14 protein-coding genes and 1 tRNA gene are annotated in these 17,616 nt (G+C 30.9%); 14 read left to right on the plus strand and 1 reads right to left on the minus strand.

The window, feature by feature from the left end; translation table 11 throughout:
- The 14 genes from ABH955_RS28155 to ABH955_RS28220 form a co-directional block, all read left to right on the plus strand.
- Nucleotides 1-91 (plus strand): lichenicidin alpha family lanthipeptide (locus ABH955_RS28155; protein WP_404491911.1); only part of this gene is annotated, 91 nt, incomplete at its 5' end.
- 71 nt (nt 92-162) lie between these two features.
- Nucleotides 163-3,303: a type 2 lanthipeptide synthetase LanM family protein gene (locus ABH955_RS28160; protein ID WP_404458223.1), complete on the plus strand. Its 3,141-nt coding sequence runs from the start codon at nt 163-165 to the stop codon at nt 3,301-3,303.
- A gap of 14 nt (nt 3,304-3,317) precedes the next feature.
- Nucleotides 3,318-4,766 carry a S8 family serine peptidase gene (locus ABH955_RS28165; RefSeq protein ID WP_404458220.1) on the plus strand — a complete coding sequence of 483 codons (1,449 nt, stop codon included), beginning with the start codon at nt 3,318-3,320 and terminating at the stop codon, nt 4,764-4,766.
- A 286-nt stretch (nt 4,767-5,052) separates the two neighbouring features.
- Nucleotides 5,053-5,976 (plus strand): ABC transporter ATP-binding protein, encoded by a 924-nt coding sequence (locus ABH955_RS28170; RefSeq protein WP_404458217.1) that lies wholly within the window; start codon nt 5,053-5,055, stop codon nt 5,974-5,976.
- A complete protein-coding gene (locus ABH955_RS28175) occupies nt 5,973-6,716 on the plus strand; it encodes an ABC transporter permease (RefSeq protein WP_400488643.1) in 744 nt (247 codons plus the stop codon). The genes ABH955_RS28170 and ABH955_RS28175 overlap by 4 nt, the downstream gene beginning before the upstream one ends.
- Nucleotides 6,717-6,731: 15 nt before the next feature.
- On the plus strand, nt 6,732-7,469 hold the full coding sequence (locus ABH955_RS28180) for an ABC transporter permease (RefSeq protein ID WP_404458214.1): 738 nt from the start codon (nt 6,732-6,734) through the stop codon (nt 7,467-7,469).
- A 950-nt stretch (nt 7,470-8,419) separates the two neighbouring features.
- On the plus strand, nt 8,420-10,576 hold the full coding sequence (locus ABH955_RS28185; protein WP_404491907.1) for a peptidase domain-containing ABC transporter: 2,157 nt from the start codon (nt 8,420-8,422) through the stop codon (nt 10,574-10,576).
- Nucleotides 10,577-10,659: 83 nt separating this feature from the next.
- Nucleotides 10,660-10,866: a hypothetical protein gene (locus ABH955_RS28190; RefSeq protein WP_400488640.1), complete on the plus strand. Its 207-nt coding sequence runs from the start codon at nt 10,660-10,662 to the stop codon at nt 10,864-10,866.
- Between the two features lie 232 nt (nt 10,867-11,098).
- Nucleotides 11,099-11,326 (plus strand): hypothetical protein, encoded by a 228-nt coding sequence (locus ABH955_RS28195; RefSeq protein WP_404458210.1) that lies wholly within the window; start codon nt 11,099-11,101, stop codon nt 11,324-11,326.
- 652 nt (nt 11,327-11,978) lie between these two features.
- Nucleotides 11,979-12,049, plus strand: a tRNA-Cys gene (locus tag ABH955_RS28200).
- A 568-nt stretch (nt 12,050-12,617) separates the two neighbouring features.
- The gene (locus ABH955_RS28205) at nt 12,618-13,163 is read left to right on the plus strand and encodes a hypothetical protein (RefSeq protein WP_404458208.1); all 546 of its coding nucleotides are present in this window, start codon (nt 12,618-12,620) and stop codon (nt 13,161-13,163) included.
- 938 nt (nt 13,164-14,101) lie between these two features.
- A complete protein-coding gene (locus ABH955_RS28210) occupies nt 14,102-15,139 on the plus strand; it encodes a tyrosine-type recombinase/integrase (RefSeq protein WP_404458205.1) in 1,038 nt (345 codons plus the stop codon).
- Between the two features lie 61 nt (nt 15,140-15,200).
- Entirely contained in the window at nt 15,201-15,755 is a 555-nt protein-coding gene (locus ABH955_RS28215; protein WP_000187862.1) for a DUF3967 domain-containing protein, read from the plus strand.
- A 148-nt stretch (nt 15,756-15,903) separates the two neighbouring features.
- Nucleotides 15,904-16,803 (plus strand): hypothetical protein, encoded by a 900-nt coding sequence (locus tag ABH955_RS28220; protein ID WP_404458202.1) that lies wholly within the window; start codon nt 15,904-15,906, stop codon nt 16,801-16,803.
- Nucleotides 16,804-17,171: 368 nt separating this feature from the next.
- Here ABH955_RS28220 and fabZ read toward each other — a convergent pair whose 3' ends face one another.
- Nucleotides 17,172-17,609 (minus strand): 3-hydroxyacyl-ACP dehydratase FabZ, encoded by a 438-nt coding sequence (gene fabZ, locus ABH955_RS28225; RefSeq protein ID WP_098167079.1) that lies wholly within the window; start codon nt 17,607-17,609, stop codon nt 17,172-17,174.
- Nucleotides 17,610-17,616: the final 7 nt, after the last annotated feature.

The raw sequence follows: 17,616 nt of genomic DNA on the forward strand, positions 1-17,616 counted from the left end.
TGATGTAACACCTGAAGGTTTAAGTAGCTGGTTAGGTAATAAAGGTGGATACTGTACGTTAACTAAAGAATGTATGCCTTCTTGTAACTAATTATTTATGTTGAATAACCCTATTAGAGAGGCGGGGAATCTGCTTCTCTAATTAATGAAAGGAGCAGTAACATGCCGGTAAAACATAGTGCATTTATTGATGAAATAAAAATTAATGATCATACAGTTCCAGATTCTATAGATTACATAAATTATTGGAAAAATACATTTGAAAACAGTGAAAATAAATTTGAAGAGATCTTAAAGGATCTTTCAGGTATTCAGGTATCGACTCTATCTCAATTAGAACATGATGAATACAGTATAGATAAAGTAGATGCACTGCTATCATTAACCTTCTCAGAGTTTGACAGTTTCCAAACATATGAATTTTCCCCAACAATCGAAGAGCATTTATCAAAAACAACTTTTTACGGTTTTTTTAAAAAATTTATGAGTTACTCATTTTCTAAAATTCATAAATCATTGAATACATATTCGTTCTTTGAAGATTCACAATTATTGGCACCCCTAGAATATATGTATAAAAGATTATATGAATTATCCCACAAGACATTAATATTAGAACTTAATATTCAACGCGTTCTTGAAAACTTAACAGGAGAAACTCCAGAAGAACGTTACACTCATTTTTGTTCTTATATTAGTACAAATGAATTTTTAGTTTATTTTAAGGATACATATTCTGCATTATATAGAACGATGTTAACTACATTAATCCATTGGTCAAATAATATTACTACCCTTTACTATAACCTTGAACAAGATAAGGAACAAATCCAAGAGATCTTTAATATTGATATCCAGGCGAATAAACTAATTACAGTTACATTGGGACTTGGCGATGAGCATAATGATGGCAAAACAGTTTCATTACTTGAATTCCTTCCTAACATGAAACTTATTTATAAACCTCGATCAATTGGTGTCGAAGCAGCATTCAATGATTTAACTTCTTGGATAAATAATCAAGTTAATGATAAAGCTCAGCTGTATTCACCAAAAATCATCGATAAACATTCTTATGGTTGGGTTGAATATATTGAGAATATAGAATGTCAAACGGAAGAACAACTTGAATCATTTTATTTTAAAATGGGAAGTCTTTTAGGAGTTTTATATAGTTTAAATGCTGTGGATTTTCACTATGAAAATATTATAGCTATGGGACAGTATCCTGTTCCAATCGATCTTGAATCTTTATTCCATCATGCGAAAATATTGGAAGAAAAAGATGATTCTGCTCATAATAAAGCTCTCAATTTAATTAATAGATCTGTTCGATCCACTGGGATTATTCCATTTCTTGCGTTCAACAGCGATAATCCTAACTATAAAGGTCTTGATTTAAGTGGTCTTAGTGACAAAAACGATCAATTATACCCATTAAAAGTTCCTTCCATAGAATCAAAAAACACTGATGTTATGCATGTAGATGCAAAATATACATTTGTTAAAGTAAATGAATTTGAGAAAAATAAGCCTATTTTTAAAGGGGAAAAAGTTTCATATAAAGATCATGTAGACATTATGATAGCTGGTTTTAAATATATTTATAATTGGATTTTAAACAATAAACAACAGTATAGCAATTATATATCAGATAAATTTAAAAATACGATAGTAAGAATGATTCTACGACCTACCGCCGTATACGGTGAGTTACTAAGAAAAAGTAAACATCCTGATTTTTTACAAAAAGGATATAACCGAGATATTTATTTCCATACTCTGGCATTGGAATCCGAGAACAAACCAAAAGAAATTATTAAATCTGAAAAAATTGATTTACTCAATGATGATATTCCATATTTTTATACAACAGTGAGTAGTAATCATTTATATCATAGAGAGCAAATTTGTATTCAAAACTATTTTGAGTCATCTCCTTTAGAAGCTGTAATACAGAAGATTGATGATCTTAATATTGTAGATTGCTCACAACAAATTCGAATTATGCGAATGAGCTTTTTAGCACATTCAGCTACATTTGGTGCAAATGAACAAGCTATTGATCCATATCGTAAGGTCCATATTCATACTAATAAATCTAAGGAATTTTTAATTGAGGCACGTCATATAGGGGATTATTTAATTGCTAATGCTATAGAGGGAAATGATCAATCTGATCTTTGTTGGATTAGTACCGTAATATCTGCCTCTAATGAATATAAATGGGATATTTATCCTGTAGATTTAGATTTATATAATGGCTTAAGCGGTATTTCTCTATTCTTTAGTTATTTATATCATTTGACGGGAAGAAATGATTATAAATTAACGGCTGAGAAGTCTATTTATCCTGTAATTAATTCACTCCAAGGATTACCCGAGCAAAGAATGTTTAATATTGGTACTTTTAGTGGCGTTAGTGGTTCAATTTATGCTTTAAATCATATTAATCAATTATCACATACTAAACAGTATGAACAACTCATACTCGATTCTATGAAAATTGTTGTTAGTAAATTATCGCAAGATAAAGTATTTGATATTATTGATGGAACTGCCGGGGTAATCGGGGTACTAATAGCTCTTTATAAAGATAGTGGCAATAAGGAATATCTAAAACTTCTCAAACAAGCGAGTGAATACTTAATAAATGCTGCATATCATCATCCTGGAAAAGAGGAGCATGTCTCTTGGAAACAAAGAGACGATATTTCATGGATTGGATATTCTCATGGAACGGCAGGTATTATTACCGCTTTGGTGGCAGCCAATCAATATATAAACAATCCCAATATTTTAGAACTAGCAGATAAAGTTTTATCCTATGAAAATAGTTTCTATGATTCAAAGCATAAAAATTGGAAACTTCCTTCTAAGGATAATCATTCTGTTGCTTGGTGTCATGGGGCACCAGGAATCTTATTAAGTAGGCTAATGTTAAAAGAAAGTAATTATGAAAATAGTATACTCGATCAAAATATATATGCGGCTTTAGATACAACTATTGATAAATCATTTGGTCATAATCGTTCACTATGTCATGGAGATTTTGGAAATTTAGATATTCTTTTGTATGCAGCAAAAGTGTTACAAGATAAAACATCTTACGAACGAGCAAATTCTATTGGTATACAACTTTTAGAGTATTCTAAAACGCATAATTGGAAAAAAGGGGTCAGTACGGGAACTGAATCGTTTGGTTTAATGACAGGCCTTAGTGGGATTGGAGTAGGTCTTTTACAACAATCTGACTATAATTCAATTCCTTCTATTTTAAGGTTAGAAGAGGCTAAATTATAAAAGGGGACGGATACATGAAACGGCTAAAAATTCTTATGACTATACTTTCCGTATTCTTGTTAAGTTTAGTTACACAACCGGTAAAAGCAGAAAAAACAGAGACAACGGATAATTATAAATTTATTCTTTTGGATAACGAAATTCAAAAGAATAACAAAGAAAATATTATAAACTTTTTAAAGGAAAATAATGCAATTGAGATTAAATATACTCCAGAAATCCAAATGATCTCATATAAAGAAACTAATAGTAATATTCAATCCGATTTAGATAGTAAAATACGTACTAAGTTTAAAGCATCTATAGAAAATGTTGCTAATAGTGCTAAATTAACTTTACAAGATCCAAAGGTTTTAAATCCAAATGAGCAGTTTGCAAATAATAAGTTAAAATATAATTTATCTTCGAAACGAACATTGAATTCCATTACTATTAATGAACCTGTCTCGAATGTTTCGCCACCTTGGCAAATTGCCAAGGTAACTGATAATTATAAATCTCACGAGATAACTTTAGGAGAAAAAAATGTAAACATCGCTTTAGTTGATAGTGGTGTAGATTATAACCACCCTGAACTTAAAAATAGTATTAAATATTTAGAAGGAAAATCCTATGTTCCCAGTGAACCGGATCTGTTAGATCAAAATGGCCATGGTACTCAGGTTGCAGGAATTATTGCAGCTCATGATAAATTAAAAGGGATTGTTCCAAATATAACTATTACTCCATATAAAGTTATAGGGAAAAAAGATGGTGAATCAGTCTGGACTATACAGGCTATTATTGATGCAGCAAATAACGGATCAGACGTAATAAACTTAAGTCTAGGAACATATAAGGCTATAAATTTAGACGATGAGAACGCAATTATAAAGGCATATGAAAGGGCTATTCAATATGCGAAAGAAAAAAACTCTATTGTAGTTGCTTCAGCAGGCAATGAAGGAATAAACTTGGATAAACCATTTGAAAAAGTAGATGATGAGAAAGGTGTATTGTATAAAATTCATGTACCTGGTGGATTAAGTAATGTATTAACGGTATCAGGAACAGACAAGAACGATGAATTTGTAAATTACTCCAACTTTGGTCCAGAGGTAGACTTTAGTGCACCAAGTGGTTCATATGGAACAATTATTGATAATCAATTCAAATTTGATCCATCCTATTTAATTGGTACGACCTATCCAACTTATTTAGAACCTACTATGTTGGATGCTCAACTAAATACACCGAAGGGATACACGCTAAACCTGGGTACTAGCTTATCTGCACCATCAGTATCTGGTACATTAGGAGCTATTATCTCAAGGTATTATGAGCTTCATACTACAAAACCTTCGGCAGATATGACTATCAAGTATTTAAAAGATGGTGCTACCGATTTAGGTGCAACTGGTAAAGATGATCAATATGGATATGGATTAGTTAATAGTTATAAAAGTACAAGTAGCGTTAAATAATTGTATTCTTAATAAATCTATTTCGATGATATTTTCAAATTACACTCATTATTATTTTAAAGTATGATGATAGTGAGTGTAGTATTAAATAAAAAATTGATTACAGAGTGTAATGGGGCATTGGCCAAATGCCTTGTAATATAGATTGAAAATTCAGATAAAAAAATATCAATTGTTTGTTATGCTTTGCTATCCTTTTTTCAAAGCATAATAAACAATTGATATCCAGGAAATATAAGGATAAAATTTAATTGATTGAAAATTATGACGTTAGGTGGTTGATTTCGTGAATAATCAAATTTTAAACATTAAAGGTTTACATAAAAACTATAAAGAGAAACAGGTTCTAAAGGGAATTGATTTAACTATAGAAAAGGGTGAAATATTTGGATTGTTAGGCCCGAATGGAGCTGGTAAATCTACATTTTTTAAAATTATTTTAGGATTGATAGAGGCGGATGAGGGAACTGTAGAAGTATTGGGAATGGATATACAAAAGAATAGAATAGAAATCTTATCTAAAACAGGTTCATTAATTGAAGCACCAACTTTTTATGAGCATTTATCCGGATATGAAAACTTATTAATTGCTTCTAAAATGAAAAATGTTCATGATAAAGAACATATAAAAGAACTTTTGAATTTATTCAAACTATATGAGGATCGAAATCGTGCTTTTAAAAAATATTCTCTTGGTATGAAACAACGTTTAGGATTAGCTGCTGCTTTCATCAATAATCCTGAACTATTAATATTAGATGAACCTACTAATGGATTAGATCCACAGGGGGTTTATGAAGTGAAAGAATTAATAAAAAAAGCTCCAAAAATGTTTAATTCTACTATAATCCTTTCAAGTCATATTTTAAGTGAAGTGGAACAAATGGCTGATCATATCGGGATTATTCATCATGGAGAAATAAAGTACCAAGGTTTATTATCTTCCCTACAAAATAAACAATCATTAAATATTGTTGAAGTTAGTGTTAATAATATAGCTCTGACTGATAAATTACTTAAACAATCCAATTATACATTCAATGTAAATAATAACATCTTTAGTATTGAATATTATGATGAAAAATCACTGAATGATATTCAACAACTATTAGTAACGAATCAGATTTTTATTCAATCTTTCCAAACTAAAAAGCAGAATTTAGAGGAAGCATATTTAGATATTGTTGAACAAGGTGCTGTAAGTGTATGAGAAATGTATTAGCCACTGAGTATATAAAATATAGAAAAAGTCATTTTTGGTTTTTGGTTATCTTAGGACCTATTATACTTGCATTAGGTGAATTTGCTGGACTAAATTACTATAGTAATTCTCATACTATTAAATTAGAAACCATATTTGGTATAAATTTGCAAATTTTAAAATACATATTAAATTTTTTTATGGTGTTTATTATAGCTAGTGTAAACAATGTTGAATATAAAAATTCGACGTGGAAAAGAACATTTACGTATCCAGTACAGAAATTTAGTGTGTATATAAATAAGTTCCTTGTTGTTATGGTTGCTCTTATTATTACAACCGTAATACATATGACTTGTACAGTGTTATTACTTCCGGGGTTAGGTATTTCTTTAGATACGGTTTCCATGCAGCATGTGTTTGTCTTTACGTTATATCCATTTCTTATTAGCATTCCATTTTGCGCTTTGGCATTCATTATATCTATTAATGTATCAAATCAATCAGTGATCGTTGCACTAGCTCTAGCTTCGTATCTTTTTGGCGATATATTAAGTTCAACTAAGCTTTGGTGGTTTCCTATTTCATATCAGATCTTATATTTTCCAATCAATTTTGTGAATAATCTAGATGTTTTTAATACATTATGGTCATACGATAAATGGTACATGCTAGCAGGAATTCCTATTACCATTCTCATTTTAGGAATTGGATACATTTTATTTATTAAAATGAATAATAAAAACTAACAAAGGAGATCTCAAATGATAAATTTAATTTATTCCGATTGGATAAAAATAAGAAAACACCCACAACAAATTGTATTATTCGTCCTAGCACTTTTTCCGGTTATATATTCAATGATTATGTATACTAAATTTGTAGTAGGCAAGTATAATCATGGTTTGGATAATGATTGGATGGGCGTATGGATGTTGGCATCTTTCTTCTATGTTGGTTTTTTTCTTCCTGTTATTTCGGGGATGGTAACGGCCTTCCTGTGTCAGTTTGAAAACAAAACGAATTGGAAAATAATGCACCTATCTCCAAATACTAATTTTAAAATTGTTTTATCTAAACTTGTATCCAGTGTATTATTATTTTCTGCACTACACTTAATAGTTTTAGTAAGCTTATATTTATTTGGAATGTATTTTGATTTTACAGATCCATTTCCTTTAGTATTTATGATTAAAGTATTTTTACTTTCTGTAGTTTCCACAATTCCACTTATTACAGTGCAACTTTTATTATTCTTATTTATTAAAACATCTATCACTTTTACATTTATTAATATAATCTTATCTTTAATCGGCTTATTTCTTTTTTCAGAAGTAAAGTGGGGATTTGGATATATATGGTCTTTACCATTCAAGTCTACAGAATTAGCTGATCAGGGTGTATTATCTATTGGTATATTATTGGTATCAATAGTTGCATTTACTCTTGGTATGATTTTAATTACAGTACGTTATGTAAAATCATTGAGAAAGACAGTATAGAAAGAGAAAAGGTCCTTAGAGAGACCCGATATTATCCTATTCAGGAAAATAGTTAAAAGAGTCCATATGTGGTTGGTGGACTCTTTTTTCTATTTATCTGGGTATTTTTTTATAGCGAAAAAAGGCTAATCTTTTCAAACATATACAGAAAAATTGACACTCCCACCTTTAAAAGGGCAATCTGGTTAACGCCCAGTAGGCTTCTTGTTATCAAAAGCGACGTTTATCTCTGATAGCACTGACGTGTAAGATTGCCATCACTCTCACAAAAGGCCATTATAGGCTCGTGAGCTACGATACTATGACCATATCGTACAGCTAGTTGAGTGTTCGAATGTTCTAGCATCTCGTTCGGGTCTATAGTTGAATTACCCCCAAAAAAAACGATGTTTTCATCCCATGCCTAAAGGAGAACTAAAGTCTCGCATGGATTTTATCTTATTGCGAAATCTGTAAAGGGCAGCAAACATAGCTACTTGTTTGTTTCGGATCTAGTGTTACTTCCTCCATGACCATCCCATATTATTACAAAATTACTATATAACAATATCTTTTCTTGTTAATACTGCCCTTAACATTATTTTAGGACATGTAACGAAGCTTATACAGAAAATGCTATTTCCTATGAGATTTGTATATAAGTTGCTTTTCGTTATAAGTAACTACAATTTCAGTTAAATAAGTTAATACTTACTATATTAATATCTCTGAGAAGAGAATTTTCAAAGTAATGATTGGATATATAATGTTGAACTTATGATAGTACTTCTATTACTCAAAGCCACATTTAGAAGGGTTTTAGCCCTTAACCTCTTCTGTAGTAGTAAAAAAATAATGAAAAAACAAACGATAATTTGCTTTTTTTTTGATACTTTTTTACTAATTGTTATTAACATCAGGGAACGTATATATTTTAAGTACAATAAAATATATAGAAAGGAGCCTAGTTGATGTTTAAGAAGAAGGTACCATTTATAGAACAAGCTCAACAGACTGAATGTGGTTTTTGTTGTATAGCGATGATTACCGAATATCATAATAGTACCGTATCTTTTCATGACATGTATGAAAGGATTGGTAATGGAAGAGACGGAACATCACTATTTCATTTAAAGAATCTAGCAGAGGGGCTAGGATATGAAGCGAATTGTTTTAAAATTCAAGAATATGATGAATTATATAAACTCCCACTCCCCTGCATTATTTATTGGAAAGAAAAGCATTATGTAGTACTAGAGGAAGTATCTGAACATGGAGCAACGATTGTTGATCCAGCTGTAGGAAGAACGAAAGTAAAAAAAGAAGAATTCGAAAGGGATTTTTCAAAGTATGTTATGACATGTGTACCAGGAGGGGAATTTGTCAAAAAGAAACCTCAAAGCTTATGGCTACCATATTTTAATATTCTAAAAGAAAGACCATCCTTGTTAATAAATTTAGTTTTACTATCTTTTGTATTACAGTTATTTACTTTAGGTATACCTCTTCTGATTCAATATTTAATAGATCATGTTATTTCACCTCAAAATTTAAATTTATTAAATATATTTTTAATATCAATAGTATTTGTTGTGGGATTCCAATTTCTATTCAATATAGTTAGAGGTAAGGTTTTAATCGTATTGGAAAACTTTTTAGATAAACAAATGATGAGTAAGTTTATTAATCACTTACTTCATTTACCTTATCATTTTTTCCTCTTAAGAAAATTTGGAGATCTTCTATTCAGGGTAAATAGTCTAAGAATGATTAGAGATATGATTGGTTCAAATCTTATTAAGGGTATATTAGATGTTGGATTACTAATTGTAATATCTATTTTCATGATAATTAAATCGCCACTTTTGACTGTATCTATTTTAACGTTCACAGCCATTAATGCGGTAGTATTAATTGCTACACGATCAAAAATAAAAGAAGTTAGTCAAGAAGAAATTATTGCTAATACTGAAGTCCAAAGTATTCAAACTGAAACATTGTATGGAATATTCAATGTTAAAACAGCTGGAATCGAGGATAAAATATTTACTCGATGGAAAAAAAGTTTTACAAAATTGTTAAAAGCTTATAGAAAGAAGGAAAATCTTAATAATTACATTCAATCAGTAAGTAGTTCTATCGGAAGTTTAGCACCCTTATTTACTTTGTGGCTTGGTGCATATTTAATACTAAACAATCAGTTAACATTAGGAAATTTAATAGCTTTTCATGCTATTTCCAATCAATTTTTTGGGTTAAGTCAGTCAATTGTTCAAATGTTTAATTCTTTCTTTGTAACTGGGACGTATTTAAGAAGGGTACAAGATGTATTGGATGCACCGAAAGAAGAAAAGAGTCCAGATATGAAAGAGATAACTAATCTCAAAGGTCATATACGTTTTGAAGATGTAAGTTATCAGTATACAAAATATAGCCCTATGTCTGTTGAAAATATAAATCTAGAAATTAAACCAGGTCAAAAAGTAGCGATTATTGGGGAATCTGGTGCGGGAAAAAGTACCATGTCTCGTTTACTATTAGGATTACATAATCCGAGCGAGGGAAAAATATATTACGATGGTGAAGATTTAAATAATATTGAAAAATCATCATTGAGACGTCAAATTGGTGTAGTTCCTCAGGACGTTACACTTTTTAATAAGACTATTTTTGAAAATATTGCAATTTACGATAAGGATATATCGATAGAAGAAGTTATTGAAGCCGCTAGGGTAGCACAAATACATGATGACATTATGAAGATGCCTATGCAGTATAATACGTTCATATCTGAGATGGGATTCAATATCTCTGGAGGACAGCGACAACGTATTGCACTTGCGAGAGCTTTAGTTCATAAACCATCAATTTTAGTGTTAGATGAAGCAACCAGTTCATTAGATCATCTGAATGAGAAGAAGGTAGATGATTATCTCAATGAAATAAAATGTACAAGGGTTGTAATTGCACATAGACTTACTACAGTAATGAATGCAGATTTAATAATTGTAATGGATAAAGGGACTATTATAGAAGCGGGTACTCATAAAGAGTTAATGCTAAAAGCAGGCTATTACTCTTCCTTCTTCAAAGATATAGAACCTGAGCACAAATTACTAGCAAATTAAGCGAATATATTTATGAATTTAATAACAAGAACTGTATTACTTTAAGAAAAAGAAAATTTAATTAATAAGAAAGAGGGATAAATATGGATATTCAAAGAAAAAAAACAGGAACTATGCGAAAAGTAGCAAGATATACCGGTGCAATAGCAATCCTTTTATTATTGGTATCTTTTATATACCAATGGAATAAAGGTTTAGAGATTGATAATACCGAACAATTAAGTCTAGCATTAGCTGCTGCATTTTTCCTTTCTAGTTTTATTCCCGAAAGAAAAAAAGATAGTAACTAACTTAATAAGCACTTGAGATCTATTTCTCAAGTGCGGTTTCCTAAAAATATATATGTAAAACAAAAATTATATAGAGGAATCATAAATAATCATTCATAACGATACAAACTATAAATTTAACATTCAGGCTTTAAAAATAAAAAAATCTAGCAATTTAAAAGAGAAACATCTTAAATATTTTCTACGTATTTAAATTCAAACTAAAAAAATTATAAAAAAGGGTGGCTATCAAATGTTTAGAAGAAAAAAATCAGACGAAATGCGAAAACAAAAATGGAATACTGGGGGACTGATTAGTGTAGTTGATGAAAATGAATTAAAACAGGTTGTAACTGGCGCTGGTTCAGACGACATCTATATAGCGACAGTTCCAGCTGCTATAGCTGCTTTTTTACCAAATCAGATGGTTACAAATTCAAACACATATCCTGATCCAATGATCATGCCTAAATATAGATAACGAAGGACTTAAAATTAAAAAAGAGAACATATTAACACTAAAAGATTTATACTTGAATCCAAGTTGTCATAGGTATAGTTTATTACACTGATCCTATAGCATTTAAAGAAAAGCTATTTGATAGAAAAGGTATTGCGTGTTATCAAGGTACAAAATTATTTTATTAGATATTCATTCTATATTTAGGGTGTATATCTGTTGACCTAAAAATAGGAATCTAAAATCCTTGAATATGCTAAATAAAAAACTTTAGTTTAGAGAATTAGATGATTTACAACAATATTGGACTATCCCTATCTATAGGGGGAAGAGAATCCTGTAATATCTAATTTCCGTTCACTATTTTAGTAGGATCAACTCATGATGCATATAATAAAACACATATTTGTACGTTGAAGTCACATGCCTCTTCTCTTATTTGTCTAGGGGAGGCTACGAAATTTCAATAGGCACAGAAGACAAAATGTCGAAGGCTTCCTATAAATGATTTTTATATTTGAAAAATCAGTAATTTCATTTACTAAATTAAATAAACAATGCTATAATGTGGTGTGGAATCCATTTATTCAGAATTAATGGTTAATTGATATGATGTTTAACATTATTTTAATTGTAAAACAAAGTGTTAATTCTCTTTTATAGAGAATTATATGGCGGCATAGCCAAGTGGTAAGGCCCAGGTCTGCAAAACCTGTATCATCGGTTCAAATCCGATTGTCGCCTTTTATTTTAGTATATCAATATTTTTCATATGGTGGCATGCCAATTAGGAATGGTACAAGGTTAGCATACCCTTTTATGTTGGTTCGAATCCAACTGTCACCTTATATCCCAATACACTTTGGGAATGGTTGCTTATGATATCTTTCAATAAATCATATTTTTTTGAAATGATAAAGTAAAAAAGAAAACTTTTCTTTTTTACTCTTCAGTCGTTTATATATTATACCAATTGCTCGAACAACCACACTTCATTCTACTACACCTATAATTCCAACATAATTGATTTATTTCATGGGAAGACTCCAAAATAATAATTTTTGCAATGGTCATGAATAATGTATGTTATTAAGCATGGTTAATTTTATTATGTAAATTTATCCTATTAAAATTTTGAATCCTTACTAATGCAATTGAATAGGCTCCTACAGCATAAATGTATTAATCATAGTATGCGCAACAAAATAGTTGAACAAGAATTATGCTAAATTTCACAATTAATTTTCTTAATATTCAGATTCGTTTTTGTGTGGTTATTATATAAGTTAAATATTTTAAAGGAGGCGATTTTATGAAGAGTAAAGGAGTATTAATATCCTTCCTGGTTTTAGTTACATTTTTAGGATTTTTGCCAATAGAGAAGGCAAGTGCATCCGTATCATCTAATTCAGTAAACGAAGTAGAAGATAGGATTGATACAAGTAAAAACTATTATATAGTTCCAGCAGTTTCACCAACAAGAGGATTAGAGGCTCACCCGTCTTTTAATCATCTCCCGTTTTTAGTAGTTAGTTCAAGGGGTAACACAGTGGAAAATCCTGTAGCAGCTCCTATGAAATTATATTTTTCTGAAGAAAACAAGAAATATCGTATTGGGGTGCCTTATCAGTTCCCTAAGATAGGATTGTATTATTATTGGATAGATAATGGTTTAGGGTTTAGTCCATCTGAAAAAGACGCGATTTATTGGACGATAACTTCTGTAGAAGGAGGATATACACTGCAAGCCGAAGGAGGGTACCTTGATTATAAAGAGATTGATTCACTATATGGTCTTATTACACGTGCCTGTTTAGGTAAAGAAAAAGTTGTATGGAAATTAGTACCTGTACTTTAAATTTTATATAAGATTTATAGGATATATTTAATGGGAAAATAAATTAGTTTACTAAATAAATTTTAACTATAGCAGGTGTAAAAAATAATAGATAAGTAAGCAACAGTACAAAGCATTTTAACTTGCGATATGTACTGTTTTTTTGATAGTGTTCCATACTCATTGATCTAAAACCTATTCAAGCGTAAAGATTATTAGCCTCAACTATTCTTATTAATGGTCAGGTCGTACTCGCGTTACAATCTGTGTTTTCGTAATTTGATGAAAATAATAGGAGAAAGAGGATTATCAATTACTCACACAAAACTTACGCGCCGCGTTTATTGCCCTAAATTTGTTAGTATACAAGTTAAACCGTTAATAATTTCATTTACCGTATAGATAGATGTAATACACAGGGGTTAGACTCAAAAGAGGGAATCAGTCTCTATTCTAAAAGTCAACGAAAATCAATGGAATCTATACCTAACTTATGTTAAATTTAATGTAGCTTTACTTTTCTTTTCTTTTTTATTTCTTTTAAACATTCAAGAGCCGTTTCGCGGTTCAGATTCAGACACTAATATGGTGTTTATGACTCTGAGTCCGAAACGGCTCTTTTTATATATATTATTTTTAATGAAATCATGAAAATGAACGAATGTGTTTTTGAATGAAACAATATAAAAAAGGAGTGAGAACCGCAAGGTACGAAGAAAGCACGGCTATAGCCGTGCCGTTGCGAAGACAAGTGGATTTGCTAAAAAATGTGGATATAACAGTTGCTCTCCACGCTAAATATGGAGCGACAGGCGTAGGCTTAAATTGAAGTTTTACAGATACATATGGAGTAGCGAATTGACACCTTATGGTGTGCGGCGCATTTGCCGCGCACCATAAGGTGGATTATGCCCGTTTGAGCGTAAGCGAAAACGGGCCGACCGAAGGGCGGCGGGAATATGGGAAGACGGCGAGGATCTTCAAAAGTATCCCTTGTAAGGCAAATTGAAAATGCAATAAAAGAAATTATTTGTATTGGGCAATCAAAATATGAGGCGAAAAAAGAAGGGCAGCATACGAGGGGGCTATATTCTTTTAAACATATTCAAAATACAATATCGGTTTCAATTGATTTTGCACGTTTTTGTAGGGAACAGTATGGAATTACACGAATCGTTTATTTTAAAGAAGAATATTATTATGCTTATTTACAGTATAAAGAACAAGAAGGGATGTCCCACGGACACCTAATGAATATTGAGACGTGCCTAAGGAAGTTACAAATAGCTATGCACAAACAAGCAGAGAAATTTCAAAAGGACCCTGTGAGCTTTTGTTCTGAAAAAAGAGTGTTTAGCTATAACAACCAAAAAAATAAGAAAGCTCCTGAGAATCGCTCTATGAGCTTGAGAGACGCGAATAGATTAATAGAGAATATCCCCTCTATCCATGTTCGGAATGCATTTCAATTACAGTTATATTTGGGACTTCGTGCGAGGGAAGTTATCAATCTGACTTTAGAACATTTTGATTTGAAGAATGGTGTTTTAAAGATTAAGAATGGAAAAGGAATTACAAAAGGTGGACGGAGACGTGAAATTCAGATACCTGAAAGATTGCAAGAAAAGATCTATGAAATAATTAAAGATAAAAAGTTACATGAAAAAGTCATTCCAGTTAAAGATAATACTTTGCGGGCAGCTCTATTAAAAGCTGGAAGGACAACTGGGATTCCTACGAATGGAACGCATATGTTCCGTCATACGTTCGCGAGGGAACGTTTTAAAGAATTATTAGGGGAATCCTATGAGCAAGGACAGAAAGTATTGGCTTATATACTGAAAAATCATGAGCGAGGAAAACGCGCGGATTATGGGATTCGTCAAGAGTTTAAAACTACCTATCGGCAAGTACAAGATGCGATGAATATAGTTCATGAAGAATTAGGTCACGGAAGAGGAAGAGTAGATTTAGCTCAGGTTTATTTAAAATGCTAAGATAGAGGAGTTATAACCGTTATAACGAATTTGAAATACTAAAAAGGAGGTTATGACTATTATGACTCCTATAATTTATGAAAATGTATCCCAAGTTGCTAAAAGATTAAAAGTATCACCGTCTACGATTAAAAAATATTATTTATTAATTGAGAGTTATAACTGTTATGCTTTTAAAAGAGATGAACGAGAACGGGTTATTTTTGATGATTATGATATCGGATTATTACAAAGGTTAGTAGAATTAAAAAGTATGCCCCAAGTTACATTGGAAGATGCTTGTAAATTACTTTTAGAAGAAGAAGGGTTAACAGTTCAGAATATAAATATGACTGTTATAACACCTAAATCAGATGATTTAAAAGAATTATTGCAAGAATTAAAAGGTACAGTGGAGTTACAACAAAAACAATTACAGAATCAAAATGAACAAATAGCTCAATTAACAAACTTATTGGAATCGCAACAAAAGTTATTAACTCACTCCGATACTGTAGAGAAACAACAAGTTGCTGATCGTGATAAAGCTGTTATGACTGTTATGCGAGAGCTTCAAGAAGTAAAACAGATGGTTGCGGCAAGTAATGAAAAGAAATGGTATCAATTTTGGAAGTAATCTACTGATTCCTATGCGTTTATGCCGCGAAAGTCCCTTGACTATGAGGGTGTAGAGGCTCGTAGTCAAGGGAACTGTGGAATAAATAGCGTAGGATGGATCAGGGGAGTTAAAAATATAATCGTTTTTAAACAAAGGGGTGTATGTTTTGTTTGAGAATAAACTATTAGATTTTTATAGAAAACGTATGACTATTTGGGCATTAGTTTTTAAACCTATATGGAAGAGGTTTACTTGCTATATAATTGTTCAATTGTTAGTTTTAATGACTTGGGTAGCGTTGATTACTTATCATTCTGATAATACAAGCGAACAGGATTATTGGTTTATTGGTTGTTTTTTTATTTTTGAAGTGATTTTGTTTTTTTCTTTTGGTTTTATTATTTTTAAGCCAGCTAAAACTAAATTATTTAATAAATACAAGATAGAATTATATGGTGAAGAATGGGAACCATTTAGATATTTAGTTTTAAAGGATTTTTTAATTCAGGAAAAGATTATAAATGGTAAAAATGATGCAAAATCTAAAAAGAAAGATGAACTTTCGTTAGATTTTTGCATAGAAAGATTAGAAAAGAGATTTGAAAGAAGGAAGAAAGCTAGGGTTTTAACGATTCTATCATCTTATAGTGCTATATTTATAGCTTTTGTGGTACCGGTTTGGGCAGCGTTTAATAATTGGATGTACAGTAAAACAGGGTTTGTAACTATGGGACAAGCTTTCGGTTATTTGATTATTGTAATTTTTCTTGTTATTAGTGTTTTTATTTTATTTATCTTTTTTAGACACTTTTTTGTCGAGGATTTATTACAGTGGGAGGATCAAAGAATTTTTTATTTGATTGAAATGTTACAAAGTATAAAGTTTTCATTGAATCATTCTGATTATTTAGGTCCATTTGAAAAGGAAGATCATATTAAGGAAAGTATTACTAAGGTTTTAGATGAGTATGAATCAGATAAATTAAAAGAAAAAGAAAGAAAAAAGTCCGCTTGGTGGAATTTTAATAATCATAAAAATGTAATGATGTCGGGAAAAGGAGAATAGAAATATAGCATACATACAATAAGGGAATGCAGTATAGATCAGTCTACAAGCATTCCCTTGCTAAATATATGAATATATTTTTGTATAATGTATTAAAAGGGGTATCGCCAGCATTTTGGAAAAAAACCATGCTAAGAGTATGCAGGATTTTATACAATTTTTCGGATAATCCAGTAACAAATGAGAACCCTAAAACCCACGCCAGAATAGGAATGTATAAAATGATGCATAGATTTATAAAAAGAAAAAAGGCGAATCCCTTATGAGAGTAAGGGGGCGCCTTTTTCTTTGCTACCGATAATGAGACATTATGGTAACTAGAAATGTATATATTATGCGATAAAAAAGCCTAAAGACTTGTTAAGTCTTTAGGCTTTTTTATTATCGAAAAGAGCAAATGTCACGTCTGCTTCACAAACAATTTCATCATCTATTGTAGCAATAGCATGTGCTTTGGCAATTAAACCACGAACACGCGTCATCTCTACTTCTAAACGCAGCTGATCACCAGGACGAACTTGTTTTTTGAACCGGCAATTATCAATACCAGCAAAAAGACCAATCTTTCCACGGTTTTCTTCTTTTATGAGCATAATAACTGCACTTACTTGTGCTAAAGCTTCTACAATTAAGACACCTGGCATAACTGGATAGTCAGGAAAGTGACCGTTAAAGAATTCTTCGTTAGTTGTAACATTTTTGATTCCAACTGCGCGTTTTCCTTCTTCTACTTCAATAATACGATCTATCAGTAAAAAAGGATAACGATGCGGAATAATCTCTTTAATTTGTTGAATATCGAGCATAAATCTC

It is taken from the genome of Bacillus sp. RC240 (genome assembly GCF_044907945.1).
Lineage (GTDB): Bacteria > Bacillota > Bacilli > Bacillales > Bacillaceae_G > Bacillus_A > Bacillus_A mycoides.

Bases quoted from the DNA above. Each gene is read 5' to 3' on its own strand.
- ABH955_RS28185 (WP_404491907.1), top strand. From the start codon at position 8,420: ATGTTTAAGAAGAAGGTACCATTTATAGAACAAGCTCAACAGACTGAA.
- ABH955_RS28165 (WP_404458220.1), top strand. From the start codon at position 3,318: ATGAAACGGCTAAAAATTCTTATGACTATACTTTCCGTATTCTTGTTA.
- ABH955_RS28190 (WP_400488640.1), top strand. From the start codon at position 10,660: ATGGATATTCAAAGAAAAAAAACAGGAACTATGCGAAAAGTAGCAAGA.
- ABH955_RS28175 (WP_400488643.1), top strand. From the start codon at position 5,973: ATGAGAAATGTATTAGCCACTGAGTATATAAAATATAGAAAAAGTCAT.
- fabZ (WP_098167079.1), bottom strand. From the start codon at position 17,609: ATGCTCGATATTCAACAAATTAAAGAGATTATTCCGCATCGTTATCCT.
- ABH955_RS28195 (WP_404458210.1), top strand. From the start codon at position 11,099: ATGTTTAGAAGAAAAAAATCAGACGAAATGCGAAAACAAAAATGGAAT.
- ABH955_RS28205 (WP_404458208.1), top strand. From the start codon at position 12,618: ATGAAGAGTAAAGGAGTATTAATATCCTTCCTGGTTTTAGTTACATTT.
- ABH955_RS28180 (WP_404458214.1), top strand. From the start codon at position 6,732: ATGATAAATTTAATTTATTCCGATTGGATAAAAATAAGAAAACACCCA.
- ABH955_RS28215 (WP_000187862.1), top strand. From the start codon at position 15,201: ATGACTCCTATAATTTATGAAAATGTATCCCAAGTTGCTAAAAGATTA.
- ABH955_RS28160 (WP_404458223.1), top strand. From the start codon at position 163: ATGCCGGTAAAACATAGTGCATTTATTGATGAAATAAAAATTAATGAT.
- ABH955_RS28210 (WP_404458205.1), top strand. From the start codon at position 14,102: ATGGGAAGACGGCGAGGATCTTCAAAAGTATCCCTTGTAAGGCAAATT.